Raw genomic sequence first — 20,268 nt, forward strand, 5'->3', positions numbered from 1 at the left:
TTGTGCGCTGGGTAACAGAGAGTCAAAGTCGGAGGGTTGGCGCAGGTGAGTATCGAGCAAATCAAGGAATTTGAACTGGCCCTCGATAGGGAAATGCAAAGCAGGGACATCTTCAAGATGTCTGCACCGTCGGTCCTTCGCGACGCGTTCGGTATTCTCTCGATCGCCGATTCTCGGGGCTCGGGGATGAGCGACTTGGCCAGCACAATCCGGAGAGGCCTTGACGTCGCACTCCCACTCATCATTGAGGGTGGCACATCCAGCATCGAAAGCGATGTCGAAAAAGTAGTCGAAGATCTGACATTCCTGTCGCACTACTACCTTATAAGGGAGTATCTCTACTACAGCTACACCTCTGAGGGATCATTCTCGTGGAAGTTCGATCGAAACCGCGTCGCCATTGAATTTTCTGACCCCTCCATACCTCGACAGTTCTCCCAGGGGTGGAATACGATGCTCCTGGACAATATTGAGATGCACCGGCGGGGCGTGGAGGACCCTGGCATTGAACTCTCACTGCGCGGCAAAGAGGAGTTCGGCGACGGCGAGCATATCGGGAAAGCATTCGAGTTGACACTCGCCGAGGCTCGCGTGCGTGCCCGCCTGAAGTTCGATCTGCTGGATTCCGCATCCACTGAGGTCTCGCTGGATAAATACAGCTACGAGAACTTCCGTCGCGTGTACGAGTACCTTCTCGCCAAGGCCCTCTATCACCGATACTTCGCTAGGGCTAATTCCACATGGCCCACATTTCAGTTTCCAAAGGACCAGCTCGTGCAGGAGCTCGTGGTCGGCACCGGATTGACCGACGCGGAAGTTCGCCTCATTGTGGGTGATCTCACATACTCTCGAGGCAAGAAGCTCCAGCCAATGTACTTCAACATCGTCGACCACCCGGCGCTCCCAGAGTACCTAATGGCGGCCGAGAGCATCATCGACGATGACATACCTGCGCACCTCTTGCGCGTTCAAGCCAGCCAAAATCCGAACTGGTTCCTTTCTCACATTAGCAACCCGCTCGGGGACACGTTCGTTGATCGTCTGGCGTCAGTATTTAAGGCGGGTGGCTTCTATGCCCGAAAGAATGTTTCCCTTGCGGCGATCGACCCAACTGCACCCGATATTGATTTGCTGGTCGTTTCGCGCGAGGAGACGCTCGGGTATTACGTATTCGCCATCGAGGCGAAGGCCACCCTCCCCGCCTACTGGGCAAAAGATTACCTTCGTTCTTTGAATAAGGGTGGCCTGGCGAAGGCTTTTTCCCAAGTTGGCGGCGTGGTCGAGACGCTAAGATCAGAAGGCGGGGCGGCACTGCTCGCCGAGCGAGTTCTTTCCGCGGATCCAAACCCTCTCCATGATGGCCATATGGTGCTCAGGAGTCTTATCGTGACCTCCCAAAACTCGGGCATGTTCTTCGAGGAAGAAACCTCCAGGACTACAATCATCGACTATCGCACCCTCGGGCAGATGGTGAAAGCCAGTGATGGCGACGTTGTCTACATCAATGAAATGCTTAAGGCTGTCCGAGAGGCCCCGCTCCCGAATGTAGCCAAGGTGAATGTAGAGGTGGAGGGAATTTTGGTGACTTACGATTGCGTCACCGACTTGAAGCCTGTCTTCTTCCCGCCTCATGAGTGGAAGTCCACTGGCCTTGATAGTCGGGTTGCAAAAGACTTCTTCGAAAGCGGTGGCTCGCGTCAAAATCCATGGGGCTAGGGGTCTAGGAACGGCATGATTCCCCATAAACAGCGGTCACCTCTCTGCAGGGACCGAGGTCAGCCGTTGGTGCCGTCCGAGGTTCTGCCACAGAGCCCGGCAGACCGCCGCCCTTTTCTCGCTGCCCAGCTGAGACCGAGCCCTCGTCTGGCTGGCCGCTCACTGCGCATGCGCCGCGACCGGCCAGGTCGGTCGGTGCGCTGGCTGGAGCCTTGTGGGCGGCGTACGCCATGATGGCAGCAGGCCCAAGGTAGTACCGCACCGCCCTTCGAACAGCTTCGGGCCGCGAGTAGAAGGAACGATCATGCCATCCCCTCCTGCCTCCGTCCGACAGGGCAGACTGCCCGGCGAGCTTTCTGAGACGCATCGGGACCTACTGGCGCTGTGCGCGCTTCGCGTCAACGACAAGTCCGTGGACTGGAGCCTGCTGGCCCGCACCTGCGAAAGCGCAGCAGACATCGAGGCAACGCTCGAGGGGAACATCCGGGAGCAGTCCAGTACGGCCCGAGAGAGCCTGCCGATTCTGCGCACTGCCCTCGCCCATCTCCCGGAGGCCCGCGACCGCGTCGTCATCGAGCTGGAGGCCGCGGAGCTGGCCGGCGCGCGGATCGTCACCGTGCTGGACGACGCCTACCCGGCGAACCTGCGGCTGGTGCCCGACAGGCCCCCCTTCCTCTTCTATCTGGGCGACCTGTCGGACGCCGACCGCCGCTCCTTGGCCGTCGTCGGCACGCGCGGCGCGACCGAGGACGGAATCAGCCGGGCGAAGAGGATGTCGAAGGGCCTGGTCGAGGCGGACGTCGCCGTGTACTCCGGCTTGGCGCTGGGCATCGACTCGGCCGCGCACGTAGCGGCGCTGAATGCAGGAGGCCGGACGGTGGCGGTCCTGGGCCACGGCATCGCCTCGAAGGTCTACCCCGCAGCGAACGAGGGACTGGCCAAGCAGATCGTCCGCGAGGGCGGAGCGCTGTTCTCCCAGTTCTGGCCCCTGTCGAACCCGGCGAGGTGGACCTTTCCCAGGCGCAACGTCGTCACGTCCGGGAGCGCCCTGGGCAGCATCGTGATCGAGGCGTCCAGGACCTCCGGCGCCAAGATGCAGGCGAGGATCGCGTACGAGCACGGCAAGCGCGTCTTCCTTCTGCGGTCGCTGGTCGCGCAGGAACCCTGGGCCGCAAAGATGGTCTCCGCCGGCCGGGCGGTCATGGTAGCGACGCTTGACGACGTCCTGGGGCAGCTGGACTCGGCACCCGTCGCGTCAGCTCAGGCAGAAGAGCCATACCACCAGCTCACGATCGCCGGCCTATAGCGGAAGCTCCGTCCCACCGCCTGCAAGCCGCAGCTGCCCCCGGCCCCCAGGCCCGGTTCGCGCCCATCTCGCGGCACCCTGTGGGGAACGGAGGCACCGGGCAGCCGGTCAGCTGTCCGCCGCCCGGCGGCGGCGCTCGATCCGCTGTACTGCCTCGAGCCGCTCGGTTTCGCCGTAGGGAGGCAGGACAGGCTCCCAGATGATGCCGTGTTCCTCGCACATCGAGCTGATCAGCGTCTCGGCTTCCCGGGTGCTCCACCAGGTTTTGACGGGACCGCCGAAGGGGGCGAACCACCACAGCGCCCTGCTGGAGAGCTTCCCGGGGGGATAGAGATACTCCCCGTGCCAAGGGACGAGCTGGTTCAGGATGTCGCCGATGTGACGTTGGCGTCCGTTCTTGTAGGTGCGCATCGGTTCGCGACGGCCGGCCGGCGCGGGCCGGATAGCGGCAGTGGAGTTCGCGGGTACCACCGTCGGTGCTGCGATCCGCGGCCGGATGGCGGGGCGGGGTTCAACGTCGGGCAGGCCAGTGTCTCCAACGATGAGCTTGCTCATAGTCTCGCGGACCAAGTCGCCGGGGCCGGTGCCGAAGCCTGGGGAGAGGTACTCGGTGGTGAAGTCGGCCGGCGTGAGGGCGTTGGGGGTGAAGGCGTTGATCGTGACGCCGGGCCGCGGGGTGAACACGGTGTAAGGCTTGCGGTACTTGCCGATGGTCACGCCGATGATCTGCCGGGCGCCGGCCTCGGTTAGCAGGTTCCTGGCCCAATCCAGGCTCATACCCTCGGTAGTGAAGTCGTCGAAGACGACAACTGTCTTTCCCCTGACAGTGCTTTGGTACTTCGGGTTGAGGTGGACGGTGGTCGCCTGGGTGGCGATCGAGACGGTGTCATGACGCCCGGTAGCGCGGGCCATGCTGGTGTCCGTCGCCTGGGTTGCCCGGACGAGTAGGTCTCCCTTGTAGTACGAGCCCACCATGACCTTGGCGGGCTCAAGGAACTCGGCGAGCTGGTCGTTGACCCGGCCAGGGGTACTGCTTGGGTAGACGCAGAACCAGGCCCGGTGGGGCAGTGATCCGTCCAAATAGGCCGAGAGAAGCAGGTGCATCATGAGGATGTCGCGTGCGCTCCCGTCCCCGACAGTCACCGTGCGGTCGTAGGTGAAGACGGTCTTCAGATTGAAGGAGGTGGGGCTGGTCCCGGGGAAGGTCTCGTCGGGCTGAAAGAGTGAGCGCACCCGAAGCGAGCGCTTCTCGTCGTCAAGGGCGAAGAGCCACTGCGGCTCGTGGAGAAGGTGTCGGTCGAGCAGCCAGTAGAGGTCTGCAGGGTCGTCCACCCCCAGGGCGGTGATCGGCTTGCCGAGCGCGCTCGCCCAGCGGGCGTGGAGGTAGAGCACGCCGGCGTTGATGCCGGTCAACCAGTCCCATTCCGTGGTGCCGACGATCACTAGCTGGTTCTTGCGGAGGTGGAGCCGTTCGGCTGCCTGGTCGAGCCAGAGTCCGCTGCCCCGGCCCTTTCGGTCGGGGATGTCCTCCTGCGAGAGGTGGAGCGCGGGCTGCGGCAATCCGGCCAAGGAACAGAGTGCGGCAGCGTCGATCGACTGCATTGTCAGCAGGACCCAGGCCACTCCTTGCTGATCGAGAGCGTGGAGTAGCTGGGCTATGTCAGGGCGGGGTGTTATGCCGGCTTGCCCGGCTTGGAACACGGCCTTGTAGTCGAAGACAACTGCCTGCACCTTGTTCGCCATCGCACCCGCCCATCCAGCCCTGGCGCTGCAGGGCGATACATCCGGTTGGTGCTCACATGATCCCGTATCAGCTGAACGTTGGGGACGAGAATGAGCCGTTCCGACTTGGCGGGGCACGCCCAGCCGCACGGCGACCGGGCCGCGTTCGCGGCCCGGTCCGGCACCGAGGTGGCGCGCGCCGCACGCTCCCGCCTCATCCCCTGATGGTCTGTCATGCGAGTTCGGCCAGGTAGAGCCCGGTCTGACCTGAAGGGTCATCAATGCGCGTGCGGTGTCAGCGCGGATGGGTGTACGGTCTTGCCGTCGCCGCCGCCGAGGGCGGCCTGTTGTGCAGCCGGTGGACACCGCGGTATCCATCGGCAAGACCCGAGTACGCCGCCTGCACGTCACGGGGCGGGCACCCGGATTCGCCTGCAGGTCACCGAAGCGACGCCGGGTCAGCCCAGAGACGGACCGCGGTCCTCCCAGAGGCGGGCACGGGTGCGTTGCGCTCCGATGGCGCTCTGCTCGCGTACGCCGATCACCGGCCGCGAGCCCCGTCTCGCGCTGCCCATCCGGATGGGACCATCGTTGAGCACCATCGACCTCCTCGCCGAACACGACGACGCCGGCGACATCCCCGTCATCGACATCCGCTCCGGCGACCGCTCCACGCCGTTCGAGCACTACGTCGAGCCGGTCAGCAAGACCACCAGGGCGATCAAGTTCCTCGAACTGCACCCCGACGCCCAGCTTTCCCCCACCGCCGTCCGCCGGATCGCGTTCGGCGCGGTCGAGCCGGGACTGCTCGACGGCGCCCGCCTGGACCGCCACCGCGTCGAGACCGGCTGGCTGACCGTCATCACCTACCGCGCGTACACGCTGATGCTGTCCCCCGCGATCGAGAACGACCGTCTCCTCGACGAGGCGCACTACGCCGCCGACCCGAACACCGCCAGCACCCGCCGGGTCCTGGCCATGCCCACCGCGCACGACACCCACGCAGCCCTCGTCTACGCCGATGCCATGGACGACCTCCTCACCGCCATCGACCGGGCGTCCACGCGCGTTCGGAAGGACAACCCGCAGGAAGTTGGCCGGCGCATCGTCGAGCGTCCCCTGACCGCCGTTCCCGCCACCTTCGTCAACCCCGGCCACCACCCCGACGACGACCTCGACATCGTCGACGGCAACAGCCGCTGGGCGTCGTGCACCAGGGACATCGAGGTCCCCGGCAGCTGGATCGACAACACCACCTCCCCGGAGCCCCGCCCGCTGCTCCCGTCCCACCTCATGCGGCTCGACCTCGCCGAGCGGCGCGACCTCGTCCGCAAGGTCATCAAGGCCGCCTACCAGCAGATCAACGCCAACCCGGGCGAGAGCAAGGCCGCCCGCGGCAAGCGCGACCAGGCCACCAAGATCCTCAACGCCATGACGGTCCCGGTGCAGGTCATCGTCGGCTACACCGACGACGACCCCACCATGGGCATGCGCCGCTTCCCGGTCGCCGTCCGCTCGCTGCTGATGCGCATGAACATCGGCGTGAAGCCCTTCGAGACGGCCTCCCAGAACGCCGTCACCGCCGAGGAGATCGTCACCGCCCTGTCCGACACCGGCGAACTCGGCGACAACTCCAAGGACATGAAGGGCGTCCTCCTCGGACGCGCCGACGTCACCGACGCCATGAAGACGCTCGGCCTCAACCCCACCTGCCGCGAACTGCGCTTCGCCCTCGTCGTTCAGCAGCTCACCCGCAAGGAACGCCGCCTGAACGCGATCATGGCCGCGAAGCTCGACAAGCGCAGCCTCCAGCTCAGCCACCGCAACGGACCGATCATCGAGCTCGGCCTGCGCTCCTACTCCAGCCTCCCCAAGGAGACCATGGCCTCGGTGCGCACTGCCCTCGACACCGGCTGCCTCTGGCAGGCCCTCGTCAACCATGAGTGGACCGTCGAGAACATCGACACCGACCAGGCCGTCGACGACCTCCACATCCGCGCCGAGAACGGTGACATGCCCGCCCGGCTGCTCCTCGGCGTGATCGCCATGACCACCCTGGTCACCAGCGGCAACCTCCTCGCCCCCGGTGGCTCCGCCGAGCAGCTCGTCGGTGGCCTCAAGATCATGCGCAGCAGCGTCGGAGCGGTTATCAACACCGTCCTCGACACGAAGGAGGGCCGGCTGGTCCTCGCCGACGCGATCAAGCGGATCCGGGCCGGCCTCCGTCCCCGGTGGTGGTCCGACGGCCAGCTCGTCGAGCGCGACGACTGGAAGGGCAGCGACTTCAACGCGCACCTGCGCCTCGCTGCCAATCACGGCTTCAACCCCGACAACTACCTCGACGACCCCACTGACACCGAGCGCGAGGAGCAGGCCCTCACCGTCTTCCAGAAGTCCCTCACCGGGGCCGCGGGCGACCTCGCCTACCTGATCGACATGCGCAAGGAGAACCGCACCGACGACAAGATCCCGTGGGTCGAGGTCCAGGCGTCGTTCACGCACCTGCGCAACATGGACGACGATCTGCGCGACATCTCCGAGCGGGCGCCGCGCTGATGACCAACACGACCTGGATCGGCGTCGTCCCCATCACCGACGACCGGTACGCCATGCTCACCCGGCTCGCCGGCCCGTGGCTCGCCGAACCACTGCCCGAGCCGATCCCCATCGGCCAGAACTCCGGGCACGAGAACAAGGCGATCTACATCGCGGTCAACCGCAACGGCAACGCCTGCTACTGCGGCCAGACCGCCCCCACCCGGGGCCTGAACCGGGGAGCGGCCGCGACCAGGATCAACCAGCACATCAACAGCAACGTCTCGAAGCGGGACGAGTGGGTCGAGTACTGGGTCATCCCGCTGCGCGACGTGACCCCCAGCCACGTCGTCTCCGTCCTGGAAAAGACCGTGGCCGCGCGCCTCGGCATCCCGCTCGTGCATCGGACGCGAATGCCAGGCCAGCGCACCTGACCCCCGGACGGCCGAAACCGCGGCCGGCACCGGAAGCACATGTGGCCCCCGGCATCGGAAGGACGGTGCTGGGGGTCCACGTGCTGCGACGGGCAAGGCAGGGACTCAGGGACTCCGAGGATCCCAACGGCTAGCCAGGTCTGACGCCCGACCAGCCTCGGAGCTGCTGGACCTGCTGTGATCTCAGTCACGTGTCGTGCAAGTCGGAGTTGTCTCAGAGTCGCTGCGAGCGCTGGGCGGTCGCGCCGGACTGAACCCATGGAACGCTGCCGAGCCGAGCGGTCACGATGTCTCACGAGACATACGCATCATGGAGAACACTTCTCGTGTGCCTACTGCATTTTGGCGCCGGACGCCGCGCTCGTACTGGCCACCCGGGTGTGCTTCGCCCTCGGCCTGCCCATCCCCGCGGTGTACGTCGACCTGGAGCGCCGGATCGGCCACACCTTCAAGCCCGGCCAGACCCTCGCCGGGGTGGTCGCCGCCGCTCGGATGCTCGACGCACTGGACGGCCCGCTCACCTGGCGCCGCGGCGACGCCGTACGGCGCCACCTGGGCGAGGAAGCCTGCCAGCGCTGGGAGCAGCGCCTGGCCTTCGCGGCCTGACCCCGCACCTGCCCCCGACGATCGGCCGCGAGCGCAGCGCTCCGAAGTTTGCGCGGGTGGTGCGCCCGCGGCCCTCCCGCCCAGCCACCCTCGACCGAAGGATCACCATGTCCCCCGATCCCCTGACCAGCAAGCAGATTGCCTCCATCGCGGCCGAGTTCGCGCTCGATGAGGAACTCCTCGACGAACTCGTGATCAGCTTGCTCGACGAGTCGGCCGCCGTCGGCTTCAACAACGGCGCCCACTCGGACCTGTCGTTCTGGGACGCCCACGATCTGGCCCACGACGACGCAGGCCGGCGCGCCAGCGACATCAACAACGCTGGCCTGACCAGCCAGCTTGCGTTCATCGCCAGCTGCTGCACCAACCGTCGGCAGCTGCGCGACGTCCTTCGCGACGCCGCCGGCGGGTAGGGCGGGCGGCGTCGCGCCACCGGCCCCGGCACCACGCCAGGCATTGCAGAAAGGCATTTTTGACTGTAAGGTTCGTGGCGCGCCCGCCCCTGCGGGATTCCCCTTCCGGCCGGCATACGGCCGGCCGAACCTGGAGACGTCGAATGACTGAGCAGGAGCACGCTCCGCTACCGATGCCGGTACGGGCGATCGCGGCGCGGTACGACGTCGCGGAGCAGGCCGCCCGGCGCTGGACGAAGGACGAGACGTTCCCGGAGGCCGTGAAGAAGGGTCGCTGGGACCCGATCCTGATCGACCGGTGGATGCGAGTGAACAACCCCGGCGCCTGGGCGTACGCCCGGCGCCGCGAGGGGAACGAGAACCCGCTCGGCCTGCCCGAGCTCCCGGAGAAGGAGCTGCTCGACGCCAGGCGCTTCGGCGAGATGATGGCCTACCTGCGGCCGAACCTGCCGGAGGGCGAGCGGGCAGTGCCGCCGACGACCATCCGCACCTACGAGGCGCGCGGATTCGTCCCTGCGGCGGACCGCCGGCCAGAGGACGGCGTGGAGCCGGCCGTCGACTTCGTGGGCTGGTACTGGTCCACCGTCCGCGAGCGCATCTACGCGAGCCGGCAGCTGTCGGCCACGCGCGTTGCGGTGACTGCGGTCGCCGGACGGGAGGAGTCCTGATGGCCGGCGGGCGCAGCTTCGTCACCCGCCAGGACATCCGGGCGAAGTACGGCGTCGGAGCCAACGTCGTCACGGGCTGGATCGCCCGGCCCGACTTTCCGGCCGCAGAGGCTCCGCAGGCCGCAGGGGCCAGCCGCGGGCGCGAAGCGGAGCAGTTCGACGAGGCGGCGGTGGACAACTGGGTGCTCAGCCACGAGAACCAGCTGTGGCTGGCCACCCACGAGGGAGAGGAGGCCGCCCGGGAGGCGGCGCTGCGCCAGCTCCCGCAGGGCAATCCCGGGGACCTGCTCGACCTGGACGACTTCCGCACCCTCCTGGGGGACTTCAACCGCGGCAAGCCGATCGCCCGCGGGACCATGCAGTCCTACCGCAGCCGGGGACAGATTCCGGTGGCGGACCGCCGCGAGGGCGACGGCCTCAGGCCGGAGGTCTACGAGGACATGTGGCTCCGCAGGACGGTGTACAACTTCATCGTCGACCAGCCCGGCATGGGCGGGCGCGGCGTGGGACGAGCGACAAAGAAAGATCCAGACATTGCAAGATGAACATTAGCGCTGTAAAGTAGTTCCTGTGAGGGCGGCGGACGCCCACGGGGAACTGCGGAGGCAGCAAGTGAAGAAGGAAGTGCGGGAACTGACGAAGGCCCTGGAGAAGCAAGGGTTCGAGGTCACTCCCTCCAAGAGCGGTCACCTGATCGTTCGCCTGGACGGGCGACGGATCGCCACCCTGGCGGGCACGCCTTCCGATCACCGCTCCTGGCTGAACACCATCGCCGTGCTCCGCAAGGCCGGGTTCATCTGGAAGCGCTGAACCACCCGGGCCCGCCGAGACACCGGCGGGCCTCCACCCCCTGCACCAAACCGCCCGACCAGGAGGACCACGATGACCACTCAGGACTGGAGCGTCCTGGTCGAGCTCGACGCGACCAACGTCTCCGACGACACCCACGACGAAGTGCTCACCACACTGTCCACGCACGCGGCCAACACCACAACCGCCGGCAACGGCAACTTCGCCGCCATCCTCAGCGTGACCGCGGCCGGCCCGATCGAGGCCGCCCAGGCCGCCGTCGACCTGATCCTGTCCGCTGCGCCGGCCGAACTCGGCGACCGCCGCGTCGTCGGCCTGGAGGTCGTCACCGAGGCCGAACAGGAGCGGCGCAACGCCCAGACAGAAGGCTGACCCCTGCAGCGCCGCGTCCGCCGCGTCCGCGCCCCGACAACCCGCCCCCGCCCCACTCACCCACCGCCGGCCGGACCCACCCACGGGTCCGGCCGGCGGTCATTTCAACGGCTTCATTGCCCTGAAGGTGCGGTGCGGGGCCATTCGAAGTAGGCGACTTCGCTGCCATATGTCACCAAAAAGCCGGTGCCGCAGGCGGCAGCGGGTCCTCCCTCGTGCGGCAGGTGGCAACGATGGACGACTCTGCCAGTGATGGGGTTCCAGACGATGGCGGTCCGATCCTTGCTGGTGGTGATGGCGAGCGGACCGTCCGGCCCGGTGAACACCGCCACCGCACTCACCGAGTCAGCGTGGCCTTCGAGGGTATGAAGACGCCGACCGGCGACGGGATCCCAGACCATGACGGTCCGATCCTTGCTGGTGGTGATGGCGAGCGGACCGTCCGGCCCGGTGAACACCGCCACCGCACTCACCGAGTCAGCGTGGCCTTCGAGGGTATGAAGACGCCGACCGGCGACGGGATCCCAGACCATGACGGTCCGATCCTTGCTGGTGGTGATGGCGAGCGGACCGTCCGGCCCGGTGAACACCGCCACCGCACTCACCGAGTCAGCGTGGCCTTCGAGGGTATGAAGACGCCGACCGGCGACGGGATCCCAGACCATGACGGTCCGATCATCGCCAGCGGTGATGGCGAGCGGACCGTCCGGCCCGGTGAACACCGCCACCACACTCACCGAGTCAGCGTGGCCTTCGAGGGTATGAAGACGCCGACCGGCGACGGGATCCCACACGATGGCGGTCCGATCTTTGCTGGTAGTGATGGCGAGCGGGGTGCCGTCGGGGCCCAGCGCTACGGCAACCGCAGTCACCCAGTTGGTGTGGCCCACGAGGGTGTGGAGGCGCCGACCGGTGGTGAGGCTCCAGACAATGATGGTCCGATCGTTACGGGCGGTGACGGCGAGCGGGCCGTCCGGGCCGGTGAACACCGCCACCGCCCTCACCCCGCTGGTGCAGCCCTCAACGGTGAGCAGACGCCTGCCAGCGTTGGGGTCCCACACGATGGCGCACTCGTGGCTGGTGGTGACGGCGAGCGGGGTGCCATCAGGGCCCGGCGCTACGGCAACCGCCCTCACCCAGCCGGTGTGGCCTTCGAAGGTGTGGAGGCGCCGGCCGGTGACGAGGTTCCAGACGACGGCGGTCCGATCTCTGCTGGCGGTAATAGCGAGCGGGCCGTCCGGGCCGGTGAACACCGCCACCGCATCCAGCCAGTCGGTGTGGCCCCCGAGGGTATCCAGGCGCCGGCCGGTGACGAGGTTCCAGACAATGGCGTGCTCGCGGCTGGTGGTGACGGCGAGCGGGGTGCCATCAGGGCCCGGCCCTACAGCGACCGCCTTCACGAAGCCGGGGTGGCCCTCCAGAGTGTGCAGGCGCTGGCCGGTGACAAGGTTCCAGACGACGGCGGTCCGATCGTCGCTGGTGGTGACGGCGAGCGGGCCGTCCGGGCCGGTGAACCCCGCCACCGTACTCACTGAGTCGGTATGGCCTTTGAGAGTGTGCAGGCGCCGGCCGGTGACGAGGTTCCAAACGATGGCTTGCCCGTGGCTAATGGTGACGGCGAGCGGGGTGCCAGCGGAGCCCGGCACTACGGCAACCGCGGTCACCCAGCCAGGGTGGCCTTTGAGGGTGCGTCGGCGCCGGCCGGTGACGAGGTCCCAAACAACGGCAGTGCCGTCGGAGTTGGTGGTGATGGCGAGCGGTGTGCCGTCAGGGCGTAGCACGGCGGCTACCGCGATCATCCAGTCAGGGCGGGGTGGGCCTTTGAGGATGTGCAGGCGCCGCCCGGTGACAAGGTTCCAGACGACGGCGGTCCGATCGTCGCTGGTGGTGACGGCGAGCGGGCCGTCCGGGCCGGCCACCACCACAACCGCATTCACTACGCCGATGTGGTCTTTGAGGGTATGCAGACGTCGGCCGGTGACCAGGTTCCAGACGACGGCGGTCCGATCTCTGCTGGTGGTGACGGCGAGCGGGGTGCCATCAATGCCCAGCACTACGGCAACCGCGGTCACCGAGTCAGTGTGGCCTTCGAGGGTGTGCAGGCGCCGGCCGGTGAGGGGATCCCACACGATGGCAGCCCGATCATTGCTGGTGGTGACGGCGAGCGGGCCGTCCGGGCCGGTGATCACCGCCACCGCGTCCACCCCGCTCATGTGGCCTTTTAGGGTGTGCAGGCGGGTGGGGTCGAAGCGCTGGGTGGCCCAGCGCGGGGCCAGCGGGGTGGTGGGGGTGGGTGGGGTGTGGCTGATGATGCGGGCCAGGTCCGGCTGCTGCCAGGCGGAGGCATCAAGGGCGAGGAGATCTCGGCGGGCTTCGAGCTGGTGTCGGAGTGGGTCGCGGGCGGTGGTGGTGCGGTAGATGCGCGCGCTCAGACGGACCTGCTCGCTGCCCGCTCGCTGCAAATGGGGGACGAGGTTGTCGGGGAAGGCATGGACCAGGAATCCGGAGTCTGTGAGGAGCTCCTCGAGGGCGTGCCCGCCCGCGGCCGCGGCGTGGTCCGCGGCGTGGCGGAGCAGGTAGGCATGAGCGTGTTGCCAGTCTGGGGTGCCCGCGGCAGTGGTGGGGACGGTGCTGATCAGGCTGTGGTGGAGGGTTGCGGGGTCGGTGCCGGGTTGGGTGTGGTCGACGAGGGCTTGGTGGAAGTAGCGGTAGAGGAGCCGGTGGTCGGTGTCGGGGGTGGCGCGCAGGTAGAAGGCGGCTTTCGTGAGAGCGCGACGGGTGTCGGCGAGCTGGGGGGTTGGGCGGCCAGGGGCGGGTGGCTGGTGGGCGAGGGCAGCGGCGTGGATGAGGTCGAGCGGCATGCCCTGGCCGCGCGCGTGACCCAGAACCGTGAGAACGGGCCGAATCCATGGCTCGGTAGCGGTCAGGGTGTCCAGGTGGAGGTCGAAGACCTCGGTGACGCTGCAGGGGGGTAAGGCCGCGGTGCGCTGGGATGTGGCAGTGGTGAGGTGCTCGGCGAAGAGGTAGGCAACGAGGAAGGCGCCGTGGTCGCCGTAGGAGGCGAGCCGCTCGGCAATACGGCGGGTCTCCTTGGGCGGGTGCTGCCAGGGGAGGACTTTGCCCAGGTAGCTGGCGAGGTCGTCGGCGAGCGCACGGCGATCGTCCTCGGTACCGGGGTCGAGGTCGAGGAGCGCGTCCGGGTGCTTGGCCAGGTGCTGGTGCAGGGCGGGAAGGGTGTCCCACCACGGCCTGGTGCCGATGATGACGCGACAACCAACCACATCGCTGTCGAAGTTGGGGGCGATGAGCGGCAGAAGGAGTCCGCCCAAGACGGCAGCGGGGTTGTCGGCCTCGTCGAGGGCATCCAGGATCACCACGGTGTCGCGGGCTTTCCGCAGTTCCTGTATGAGGTCTGCCACGGTCGCCTGCTCAGGGGCGCTGGTCCCTGCCGATGCGCCGGGGCCGTCGAGGGTGGGGCCGGCGGTGCGCTGCCGGTGGAGCTGGTGGTGCAGGGAGTCGGTGATCTGCTGCAGGGTGAGCTGGCGGGCGTGGACGGCAAGTACCGTGCCCGGCGGCCGGCGAGGGCGGAAGCCCGGGACGAAGCGGGCGACGCGGTCGCCGAACTCTTTGAGTTCGGGGTGGAGCAGGCAGGCGGTGACGCCGAGGAGAGCAGACTTTCCGCTGCCGGGGCCGCCGGTGATCACCAGCATTCGGCTCGCCCGCCGGCCGGCCTTATCGGTCCAGGCCTGGATCTGCCGAAGCTGGGAGGTGCGGCCGGAGAAGAGGATGTCGGTGGCGGTGGGCTGGCCCGCGGCCCGGGTGGCGAAGTGCAGTGGGTCCAGGCCGGGTGAGCAGGCGAGGGCAAACTCGCGCAGCCGCGGGTTCATGCCCGACACCAGGCCGGTGCGGAGGTCTGCGCGGTGGGCGGGGTTGCGGAAGAACGGCTGGGCCTGAGGGTCGGCGTGCACATCCGGGGTGCACACGAGGTTCTGACCCGGCAGTCGCGCGGGGCGGTCGGTGGCGGCGAGGTGGCGGTCGATGGCCCGGGCAAGGGTCTGCACCGGCACGAATTTCTGGTCCGGGCTAATGTCGAGGTCGCCGTCGGCGAGGCGGTGGAGGATCTCGGTGGTCGCGGCGGTGAAACGCGCGCCGTAGGTGATGGTGTCGGCGGTGCAGGCGCCGATGACCCACACGTTGCGCTGTACGTCCTGCGGGCGGCGGGTGGCAAGGTCGGTGAGCTGCTGCTGAATGACGGCCTGCCCGGCCTGGCACACGTCGAGCAGGAACAGCACCTGCCGGCCACTGTTCCTGGCCGTGCGCAGGAGGGTCTCGACGCTGAGACAGGTGTCGTCCAGCAGCTCGTCGCGCGGTTCGCCGCCAGCAGTGGCCAGGTACAGTGCGCCATCGTCGGTGGGCCGGGTGCCGTGGCCCGCGAAGTGCACGACGAGGGGCTCACCAGGACTGGCCTGCCTGCGCAGTTCGTCCCATGCGCGACTGAACTCGGCCTTGGTGCAGTCCAGCAGCGGGTCTCCGCCCGTGATGGCACCGGCCCGATCCATTGCGAAGGCCAGTTCCTGCACGGCCTTCCGGACTACCGGCAGCGGCTCGAACGCGGTGACGCCGTCGGCCTGATCGTCCTCGCTCACGTACGGCTCGGGGAAGTCCCCGGCTCCCGCCACCAGCGCCCTGACCATTGGACCTCCTTCTTACTTCCCGTCGCTGGCCGGCCCCTCGCCGCCCCGTCCCGCCCAATAGCGACACCCAGCCCACTGGCGGCGCAGGACACAGAACCCCGGTCTTGGGGAAGGGCAAGAACCACCTTCCCCGCCCCAGAAACGGGCCCGAATCGTGCTTCCGAGCGGGCGGAAGCGACTCCTGCGGCGGCCCGACTGTTCCTGATTGCCTGTCAGGAAATGTACGGTGCGACAGCCGCCGCCAGCAGGCCGTTGGCGAGATACCCACCGATCCCGTGGAAGCCCAGGCCGTTGTCGCAGGTCTCGTCCACATCGACCGGGAACACCTCGGCAAGCTTGGGCGGCACGGCCACCACATCGCCGACGTCCGCGATGTTCACCCACCGCTTCACCCCGGCCGGCCGGGCGCCCCGGCCCGAGCGCAGCGCCGGGTCCAGGCGGCAGGCCAGCGACGGGACCCGCAGCGGCGAGCCGACCGTCACCAGCAGCTCCACCTGCAGATCGGTGTGGGCGTGCAGGGTCTCGTAGGTGACGTAGGAGCCGAGCGAGTGCGCGATCACCACCATCGGAGCCTCCCGCCGGATCACCCCGGCGACCCGCTCACGCACCAGGTTCCGTCGCTGCGGCCAGGTGGTGTAGGCCTCCACTTCGCGCAGGTTCGCCACGATCGCACGCTCCAGGCGGCGGATCGTCTGCTCCCGCGCTGTGCCCGACAGGCCGCCACCTCGCTGGTCGACCAGCCAGCCGAGCATCTGCCGCAGCGGTGCCAGCGCCACGTTCTGGGGATCGGCCGGAGGCACGGCCCCGGCAGCGGTCAGCCATTCGGCCGCCGCCGCACGCTCCGCCGCACTGAGGCCGTCGAAGCTCGTGTCGTCACCGGCCGACTGGGCCTGGTCGGGAAGATCCGGGCGCAGCAGGTCCGCGTAGTAGGCCATCACCATCTCCGGCGCCTCGATCGACAGCCGGCGCAGGCTCTCGACCAGCCGCGGCCGGCAATCAGCTACCCGACGCGCCGCGGCCTGTTCCGGCGACGCGCCACGGACGTGATTGAAGATCCCGTGCACCAGCACGATCGGCGCCATAGCCCACCCCACTCAGATCATCCCTCTCGGGCCCGATTCTCCGGGCCATCCCCGCCTCCGGACCTACCCATCCCACGCGCCTCACCACACCACCCGGCAGCTCGGATGACATCGTGCTGCACCCAGGAACAGATCGCCGACTTCAGGGTGGTGTCCGGCCAGCCGGCCTTAGGACCGGCCCCCTGCTGGTTCATCGGGACAGTCGGCGGTTGGCCACCCTGGCTGACACCCTTTTGGCCCCCGCAGCTGGCGCCATCGAGGCCGCCCAGGCCGCTGTCGAGCCTGTCCTGTCCAGCGCGCGGGCCGAGCTCCACGGCCACCAGGCCGTCGGCGTGAAGGTCGTCACCGAGGCCGAGCAGGAGCGGCGCAATGCCCAGACCGAGGGCTGACCCCCTACAGCGCCGCGTCCGCCGCGGGCCGCGCCCCGACAACTTACGCCCGCTCACCCGCCGCCGGCCGGACCCACCCACGGGTCGGCCGGCGACCGTTTCTCACCCTGCACGCACTCTCGCCCGCAGACCCGCTTCCCCAGGGCGACCACCGCACGCCGACTCGGCCACGCACCGGCCGCCGAAGGACTCCGGCCTGAGCCGGGGTTGACTGCACGTTCCATGAGCATTGTATTGCAAATATTTCCAATGTAACTTGGTTGTCGGATGGTTCGAACATGCGCCCGGCCCGACTACGGCCGTGGTCCCGCCGACCAGGCCGCCGCGCGCCTCGCCCGCACCGCCGTCCGTCTCGGCGGCAAGAGGCCCGACAGCGCCACCGTCCACGCCGTGGAACTCCGCCCCGCCTCCGCCCAACTCACAGACCGCTTCAACCGAAGGGCACCACCTTGACCGACGCCACCGCTGCAGCCCGCGCAGAGCGCGCCCGCCGCCGCGCAGAGGAGCTCACCGCCAAGGCCGACAGCATGTCCGCTCGGGCGGACGGCATGTACGACCGGTTTGCCGGCGGCCAGCCCCTCCTGATCGGCCACCACTCCTACCGGTCCGCCGTCCGCGATCGGAACCGTGCCGACAACGCAACCCGGCGGGCAATTGAGGCCCAGCGTGAGGCCGAGCACGCGCAGGCCAAGGCGAACCAGGCCGAGGCGGTCGCCGATCTCGTGGCGATCGAAGCCGCGCGGAGCCGCCCCTGGCAGCAGTCCGACTTCCTGCCGGGCGACATCGTCACGGTCCGGGACTTCCGCCGCGACATGGCCGTCACCAGCAGCTACCGGGTCAAGCGCGTCAACGCGAAGACCCTCACCCTTCACGCCCCGGCCAGGGGCTTCGACGACCCGAAGCGCACCTACGACCGGGCCCTCTCCCGCACCCGCGACGGCGTGAACATCACGAACCCCGCCGACGGCTGATCGCCGGGGCCAACACCGCCACCGCCTGCCGCAAGCCCGCCTGACCAGCCGCCTGGAGATCACCATGACCTACACCGTTCAGGGGTTCCTCTCCTTCGACGACATGGAAGCCAAGCGCCCCGCACTCACCGAGGTCTTCCGCACCGAGCCCGGAGAGACGTACACCGCCAAGATCCGCGCCGAGGCGCGGCGCCGGAGGCTCGCGTACCACCGGGCCGGTGAGCCCGACTACACGCACATCACCTGCCGCTACACGCCTGACGCCTGATCCCGCCTTCTCGGTCTGGCGGGTGTGACCGCCCCACCCGCCAGACCGCACAACCCAGCCCACCCGGCCCCGCGAAGGGACCGGCCATGACCGCGCAGCCCGGCGCCGGGCCCGGCACTGCCGGCCCTCACCGCCCCCGCGCCCACCTACTCGAAGGAGTCCGCGTCATGAACTTGAGCCCCAGCGGAGTGAGGATCTTCAGCAACATCGGCAAGGACGGGACGGTCGAAGGCCACCCCGCCGCGGTGCAGCACCTGGCGGGCGCCAAGCTCGCCCGCCACACGCCGAGCGGAACGTGGCGGGTCACCAAGGCCGGCCACCAGGCCATCGCCGCACACCGCGAAGCCCCGGGAAGCGGCGCCCGTGCGTGAACTGACCCTGTTCGACCTCGACCGCCCGGCGGCCGAGCCGGAGCCGCATCTCGTCCTGGCCGAGGCCCGGCTCCGGGACTCCTTCGCCCGCTTCCGCGCCGCCCGGCACAAGACGTTGTCGTACGGCCTCGGCTACGACTCGACGGACGTCCTCCTGGAGTACCTGCGCGACCCGGAGGGCTACGGCCTGGCGCCCGACCTGTCCGACCTGACCGTTCTCCACGCCGTCGTCGGCAGCGAGTTCGACAGCACCTACACCGCGGTCGAGCAGGCCATCCTGCCCAGACTGCGTGAGCGCCGTGTCCGCTTCGTTGAAGTCGCTCGCAAGGGGCGCAGCCTGACCGACGGCTACGAGGTTCTGGCCGACACCCGCGAGCCCTACCGGCTCCACCGGCGTGGCCGCTTCACCCTCCTGGACGAGATGGAGACCGGCGGCACCGTCGTCCAGGCCGCCGGCGGTAACCAGTGCTCCTTGAAGTTCAAGGCCTTCGTCCTGGACGGCTTCGTGCGCGACGCGTTCGCCGGCGCGGCCGTCGGCACGGCGATCGGCTACAACGCATCCGAGGATCGCAGGGCCCTGAAGTCCGAGAAGGCGCAGACCAAGGCGAAGTCGGGGCCGGCCCCGGTCGCGCTGGACTACCCGCTCGTGCGGACCGGGCGCAGCCGGAGTGACGTCGTGCGCAGGGTGGAGGAGGTCACCGGAAGGCCCTGGAAGCGGTCGAACTGCTGGTTCTGTGTCTACAGCCTCTCGTGTGGGTCGATGCCTGAGCACCTGCTGCGGCTACGCGAGGAGCCCTCTGCTGCGGGACGGGCGATGCGCCTGGAGTACGTGTCGATGGCGCTGAACGAGAACGGCTCCCTGTACCCGAACAAGGAGCCTCTGCACAGCCAGGTCGCCGCCGACGGGAACATCGAGGCGCTCGGCGAGTTCGAGGCCCTGCTGAACGACCCGGCCCAGGACTGGGCGCTGTATCGGGTACGGCGGGTCTACACCGCAGGCCGTATCGAGGCGTGCCGCGAGAAGCACCCGGATGACTGCATCGAACCCGCCTGCCGCGACCGCGCGCTCAAGGGGACGCCCTGGCGGTCGCTGGCGATCATGGCGACCGGGACCCGGACGGCGTGCGCCGACCGTCTGCAGGAGGAAGCCGTGAAGGCGGGCGCGGCCCTGGAGCGGGACCAGCGCCACGGAGTGCCGATCCAGCGCCTCTACATGCGCAGGCTTCCCAACCCGATGCGCTTCGGCGCCGCCGAGGAGTTCCTGGTCTGCGCGCCCGCCACGGCTGTGGAGAAGGCGCGGCGCAACTTCTCCAAGGTCTGGCACCGCGTCGCTGTACTCGGCCTTCCGGCCTGACCACGTTCGACCCCTGCGCCCGCACCAAGGCCACCTGCATCGACCTGAACCCCACGTACCACGGCTTGGCCATACGGCAGTTCGAGGAGGCAGCATGACCGATGACGCAGCCCGCTCCCGTCAGATCTTCGAGCAGGCCCGGCGGCAGGGCTGCTACCCCCTGCAGCACGACTGGGGCAGCCCGTTCGGCGTGAAGATGCCCGAGCACGTGAAGGAGTGCCCCGCGCACCGCGAGATCTGGCTCGGGTGGAAGAACAACCGCTACGACCTTCACCGGCCTTCGGAGTGGCCCGGGTCGCCCAGCGGAATCATGGACAGTCGCACATCGCACGAGGAGCGCGCATACGGCTGGGCCGAGAAGAACCTCGCCCAGATGGAGCTGGTCTCAGAGATTTGCGGCCGCGGTACGAGTCCGCAGTGCAATCGGCAGAAAGCCATGACCTGACCGAGGTGCGACGGAAGCAAGACCGACCGATTGACATTGCAATATAAGAATTGTTCATGTACATTGATTGCGCAAGGGTCGGTAGAACAGCCCAGCCCGACCGCGCCCATGA

The 20,268-nt window shown here is 68.3% G+C and carries 20 protein-coding genes; 17 read left to right on the top strand and 3 right to left on the bottom strand.

Translation table 11 applies throughout. From position 1 onward, the window contains the following. Positions 1 to 45: 45 nt before the first annotated feature. Positions 46 to 1,716 carry a hypothetical protein gene (locus SNE206_RS14965; protein ID WP_407913828.1) on the top strand — a complete coding sequence of 557 codons (1,671 nt, stop codon included), beginning with the start codon at positions 46 to 48 and terminating at the stop codon, positions 1,714 to 1,716. Positions 1,717 to 2,128: 412 nt separating this feature from the next. Then, positions 2,129 to 3,022 (top strand): DNA-processing protein DprA, encoded by an 894-nt coding sequence (locus tag SNE206_RS14970; RefSeq protein WP_407913829.1) that lies wholly within the window; start codon positions 2,129 to 2,131, stop codon positions 3,020 to 3,022. A 108-nt stretch (positions 3,023 to 3,130) separates the two neighbouring features. Here SNE206_RS14970 and SNE206_RS14975 read toward each other — a convergent pair whose 3' ends face one another. Continuing rightward, the gene (locus SNE206_RS14975) at positions 3,131 to 4,765 is read right to left on the bottom strand and encodes a hypothetical protein (RefSeq protein WP_407913830.1); all 1,635 of its coding nucleotides are present in this window, start codon (positions 4,763 to 4,765) and stop codon (positions 3,131 to 3,133) included. 570 nt (positions 4,766 to 5,335) lie between these two features. Between SNE206_RS14975 and SNE206_RS14980 the strand changes: the two genes are divergently transcribed. The 8 genes from SNE206_RS14980 to SNE206_RS15015 all read left to right on the top strand — a co-directional run bounded on the left by SNE206_RS14980 (position 5,336) and on the right by SNE206_RS15015 (position 10,582). Further along, a complete protein-coding gene (locus tag SNE206_RS14980; protein WP_407913831.1) occupies positions 5,336 to 7,300 on the top strand; it encodes a hypothetical protein in 1,965 nt (654 codons plus the stop codon). Further along, complete coding sequence (locus SNE206_RS14985) at positions 7,300 to 7,713, top strand: hypothetical protein (RefSeq protein ID WP_407913832.1); 414 nt, start codon at positions 7,300 to 7,302, stop codon at positions 7,711 to 7,713. The genes SNE206_RS14980 and SNE206_RS14985 overlap by 1 nt, the downstream gene beginning before the upstream one ends. 342 nt (positions 7,714 to 8,055) lie before the next feature. Continuing rightward, on the top strand, positions 8,056 to 8,319 hold the full coding sequence (locus SNE206_RS14990) for a hypothetical protein (protein ID WP_407913833.1): 264 nt from the start codon (positions 8,056 to 8,058) through the stop codon (positions 8,317 to 8,319). A gap of 107 nt (positions 8,320 to 8,426) precedes the next feature. Continuing rightward, complete coding sequence (locus tag SNE206_RS14995; protein WP_407913834.1) at positions 8,427 to 8,732, top strand: hypothetical protein; 306 nt, start codon at positions 8,427 to 8,429, stop codon at positions 8,730 to 8,732. Between the two features lie 143 nt (positions 8,733 to 8,875). Continuing rightward, a complete protein-coding gene (locus SNE206_RS15000; protein ID WP_407913835.1) occupies positions 8,876 to 9,400 on the top strand; it encodes a hypothetical protein in 525 nt (174 codons plus the stop codon). Further along, positions 9,400 to 9,945 (top strand): hypothetical protein, encoded by a 546-nt coding sequence (locus SNE206_RS15005; protein WP_407913836.1) that lies wholly within the window; start codon positions 9,400 to 9,402, stop codon positions 9,943 to 9,945. Before SNE206_RS15000 ends, SNE206_RS15005 begins: the two co-directional genes overlap by 1 nt. Positions 9,946 to 10,012: 67 nt before the next feature. Continuing rightward, positions 10,013 to 10,210, top strand: a complete 198-nt coding sequence (locus SNE206_RS15010) for a type II toxin-antitoxin system HicA family toxin (RefSeq protein ID WP_407913837.1) — start codon at positions 10,013 to 10,015, stop codon at positions 10,208 to 10,210. Positions 10,211 to 10,282: 72 nt separating this feature from the next. After that, positions 10,283 to 10,582, top strand: coding sequence for a hypothetical protein (locus SNE206_RS15015; protein WP_407913838.1), 300 nt, complete (start codon positions 10,283 to 10,285; stop codon positions 10,580 to 10,582). Positions 10,583 to 10,695: 113 nt separating this feature from the next. On the opposite strand, the gene SNE206_RS15020 is transcribed toward SNE206_RS15015, so the two are convergent. Both SNE206_RS15020 and SNE206_RS15025 read right to left on the bottom strand, forming a co-directional pair. Then, positions 10,696 to 15,276 (bottom strand): AAA family ATPase, encoded by a 4,581-nt coding sequence (locus tag SNE206_RS15020; RefSeq protein ID WP_407913839.1) that lies wholly within the window; start codon positions 15,274 to 15,276, stop codon positions 10,696 to 10,698. 212 nt (positions 15,277 to 15,488) lie between these two features. Continuing rightward, the gene (locus SNE206_RS15025; protein ID WP_407913840.1) at positions 15,489 to 16,358 is read right to left on the bottom strand and encodes a hypothetical protein; all 870 of its coding nucleotides are present in this window, start codon (positions 16,356 to 16,358) and stop codon (positions 15,489 to 15,491) included. Positions 16,359 to 16,591: 233 nt separating this feature from the next. Between SNE206_RS15025 and SNE206_RS15030 the strand changes: the two genes are divergently transcribed. The 7 genes from SNE206_RS15030 to SNE206_RS15060 all read left to right on the top strand — a co-directional run bounded on the left by SNE206_RS15030 (position 16,592) and on the right by SNE206_RS15060 (position 20,156). Next, positions 16,592 to 16,747: a hypothetical protein gene (locus SNE206_RS15030; protein ID WP_407913841.1), complete on the top strand. Its 156-nt coding sequence runs from the start codon at positions 16,592 to 16,594 to the stop codon at positions 16,745 to 16,747. 267 nt (positions 16,748 to 17,014) lie between these two features. After that, positions 17,015 to 17,200 carry a hypothetical protein gene (locus SNE206_RS15035; protein WP_407913842.1) on the top strand — a complete coding sequence of 62 codons (186 nt, stop codon included), beginning with the start codon at positions 17,015 to 17,017 and terminating at the stop codon, positions 17,198 to 17,200. Then, entirely contained in the window at positions 17,197 to 17,718 is a 522-nt protein-coding gene (locus tag SNE206_RS15040) for a DUF3560 domain-containing protein (protein ID WP_407913843.1), read from the top strand. The genes SNE206_RS15035 and SNE206_RS15040 overlap by 4 nt, the downstream gene beginning before the upstream one ends. 64 nt (positions 17,719 to 17,782) lie before the next feature. Beyond that, entirely contained in the window at positions 17,783 to 17,986 is a 204-nt protein-coding gene (locus SNE206_RS15045) for a hypothetical protein (protein ID WP_407913844.1), read from the top strand. Between the two features lie 167 nt (positions 17,987 to 18,153). After that, the gene (locus tag SNE206_RS15050; RefSeq protein ID WP_407913845.1) at positions 18,154 to 18,357 is read left to right on the top strand and encodes a hypothetical protein; all 204 of its coding nucleotides are present in this window, start codon (positions 18,154 to 18,156) and stop codon (positions 18,355 to 18,357) included. Continuing rightward, positions 18,350 to 19,711 carry a hypothetical protein gene (locus SNE206_RS15055; protein ID WP_407913846.1) on the top strand — a complete coding sequence of 454 codons (1,362 nt, stop codon included), beginning with the start codon at positions 18,350 to 18,352 and terminating at the stop codon, positions 19,709 to 19,711. The genes SNE206_RS15050 and SNE206_RS15055 overlap by 8 nt, the downstream gene beginning before the upstream one ends. A 94-nt stretch (positions 19,712 to 19,805) precedes the next feature. Continuing rightward, positions 19,806 to 20,156, top strand: a complete 351-nt coding sequence (locus tag SNE206_RS15060) for a hypothetical protein (RefSeq protein WP_407913847.1) — start codon at positions 19,806 to 19,808, stop codon at positions 20,154 to 20,156. The last annotated feature ends 112 nt before the right edge of the window (positions 20,157 to 20,268 follow it).

It is taken from the genome of Kitasatospora sp. NE20-6, assembly GCF_045862635.1.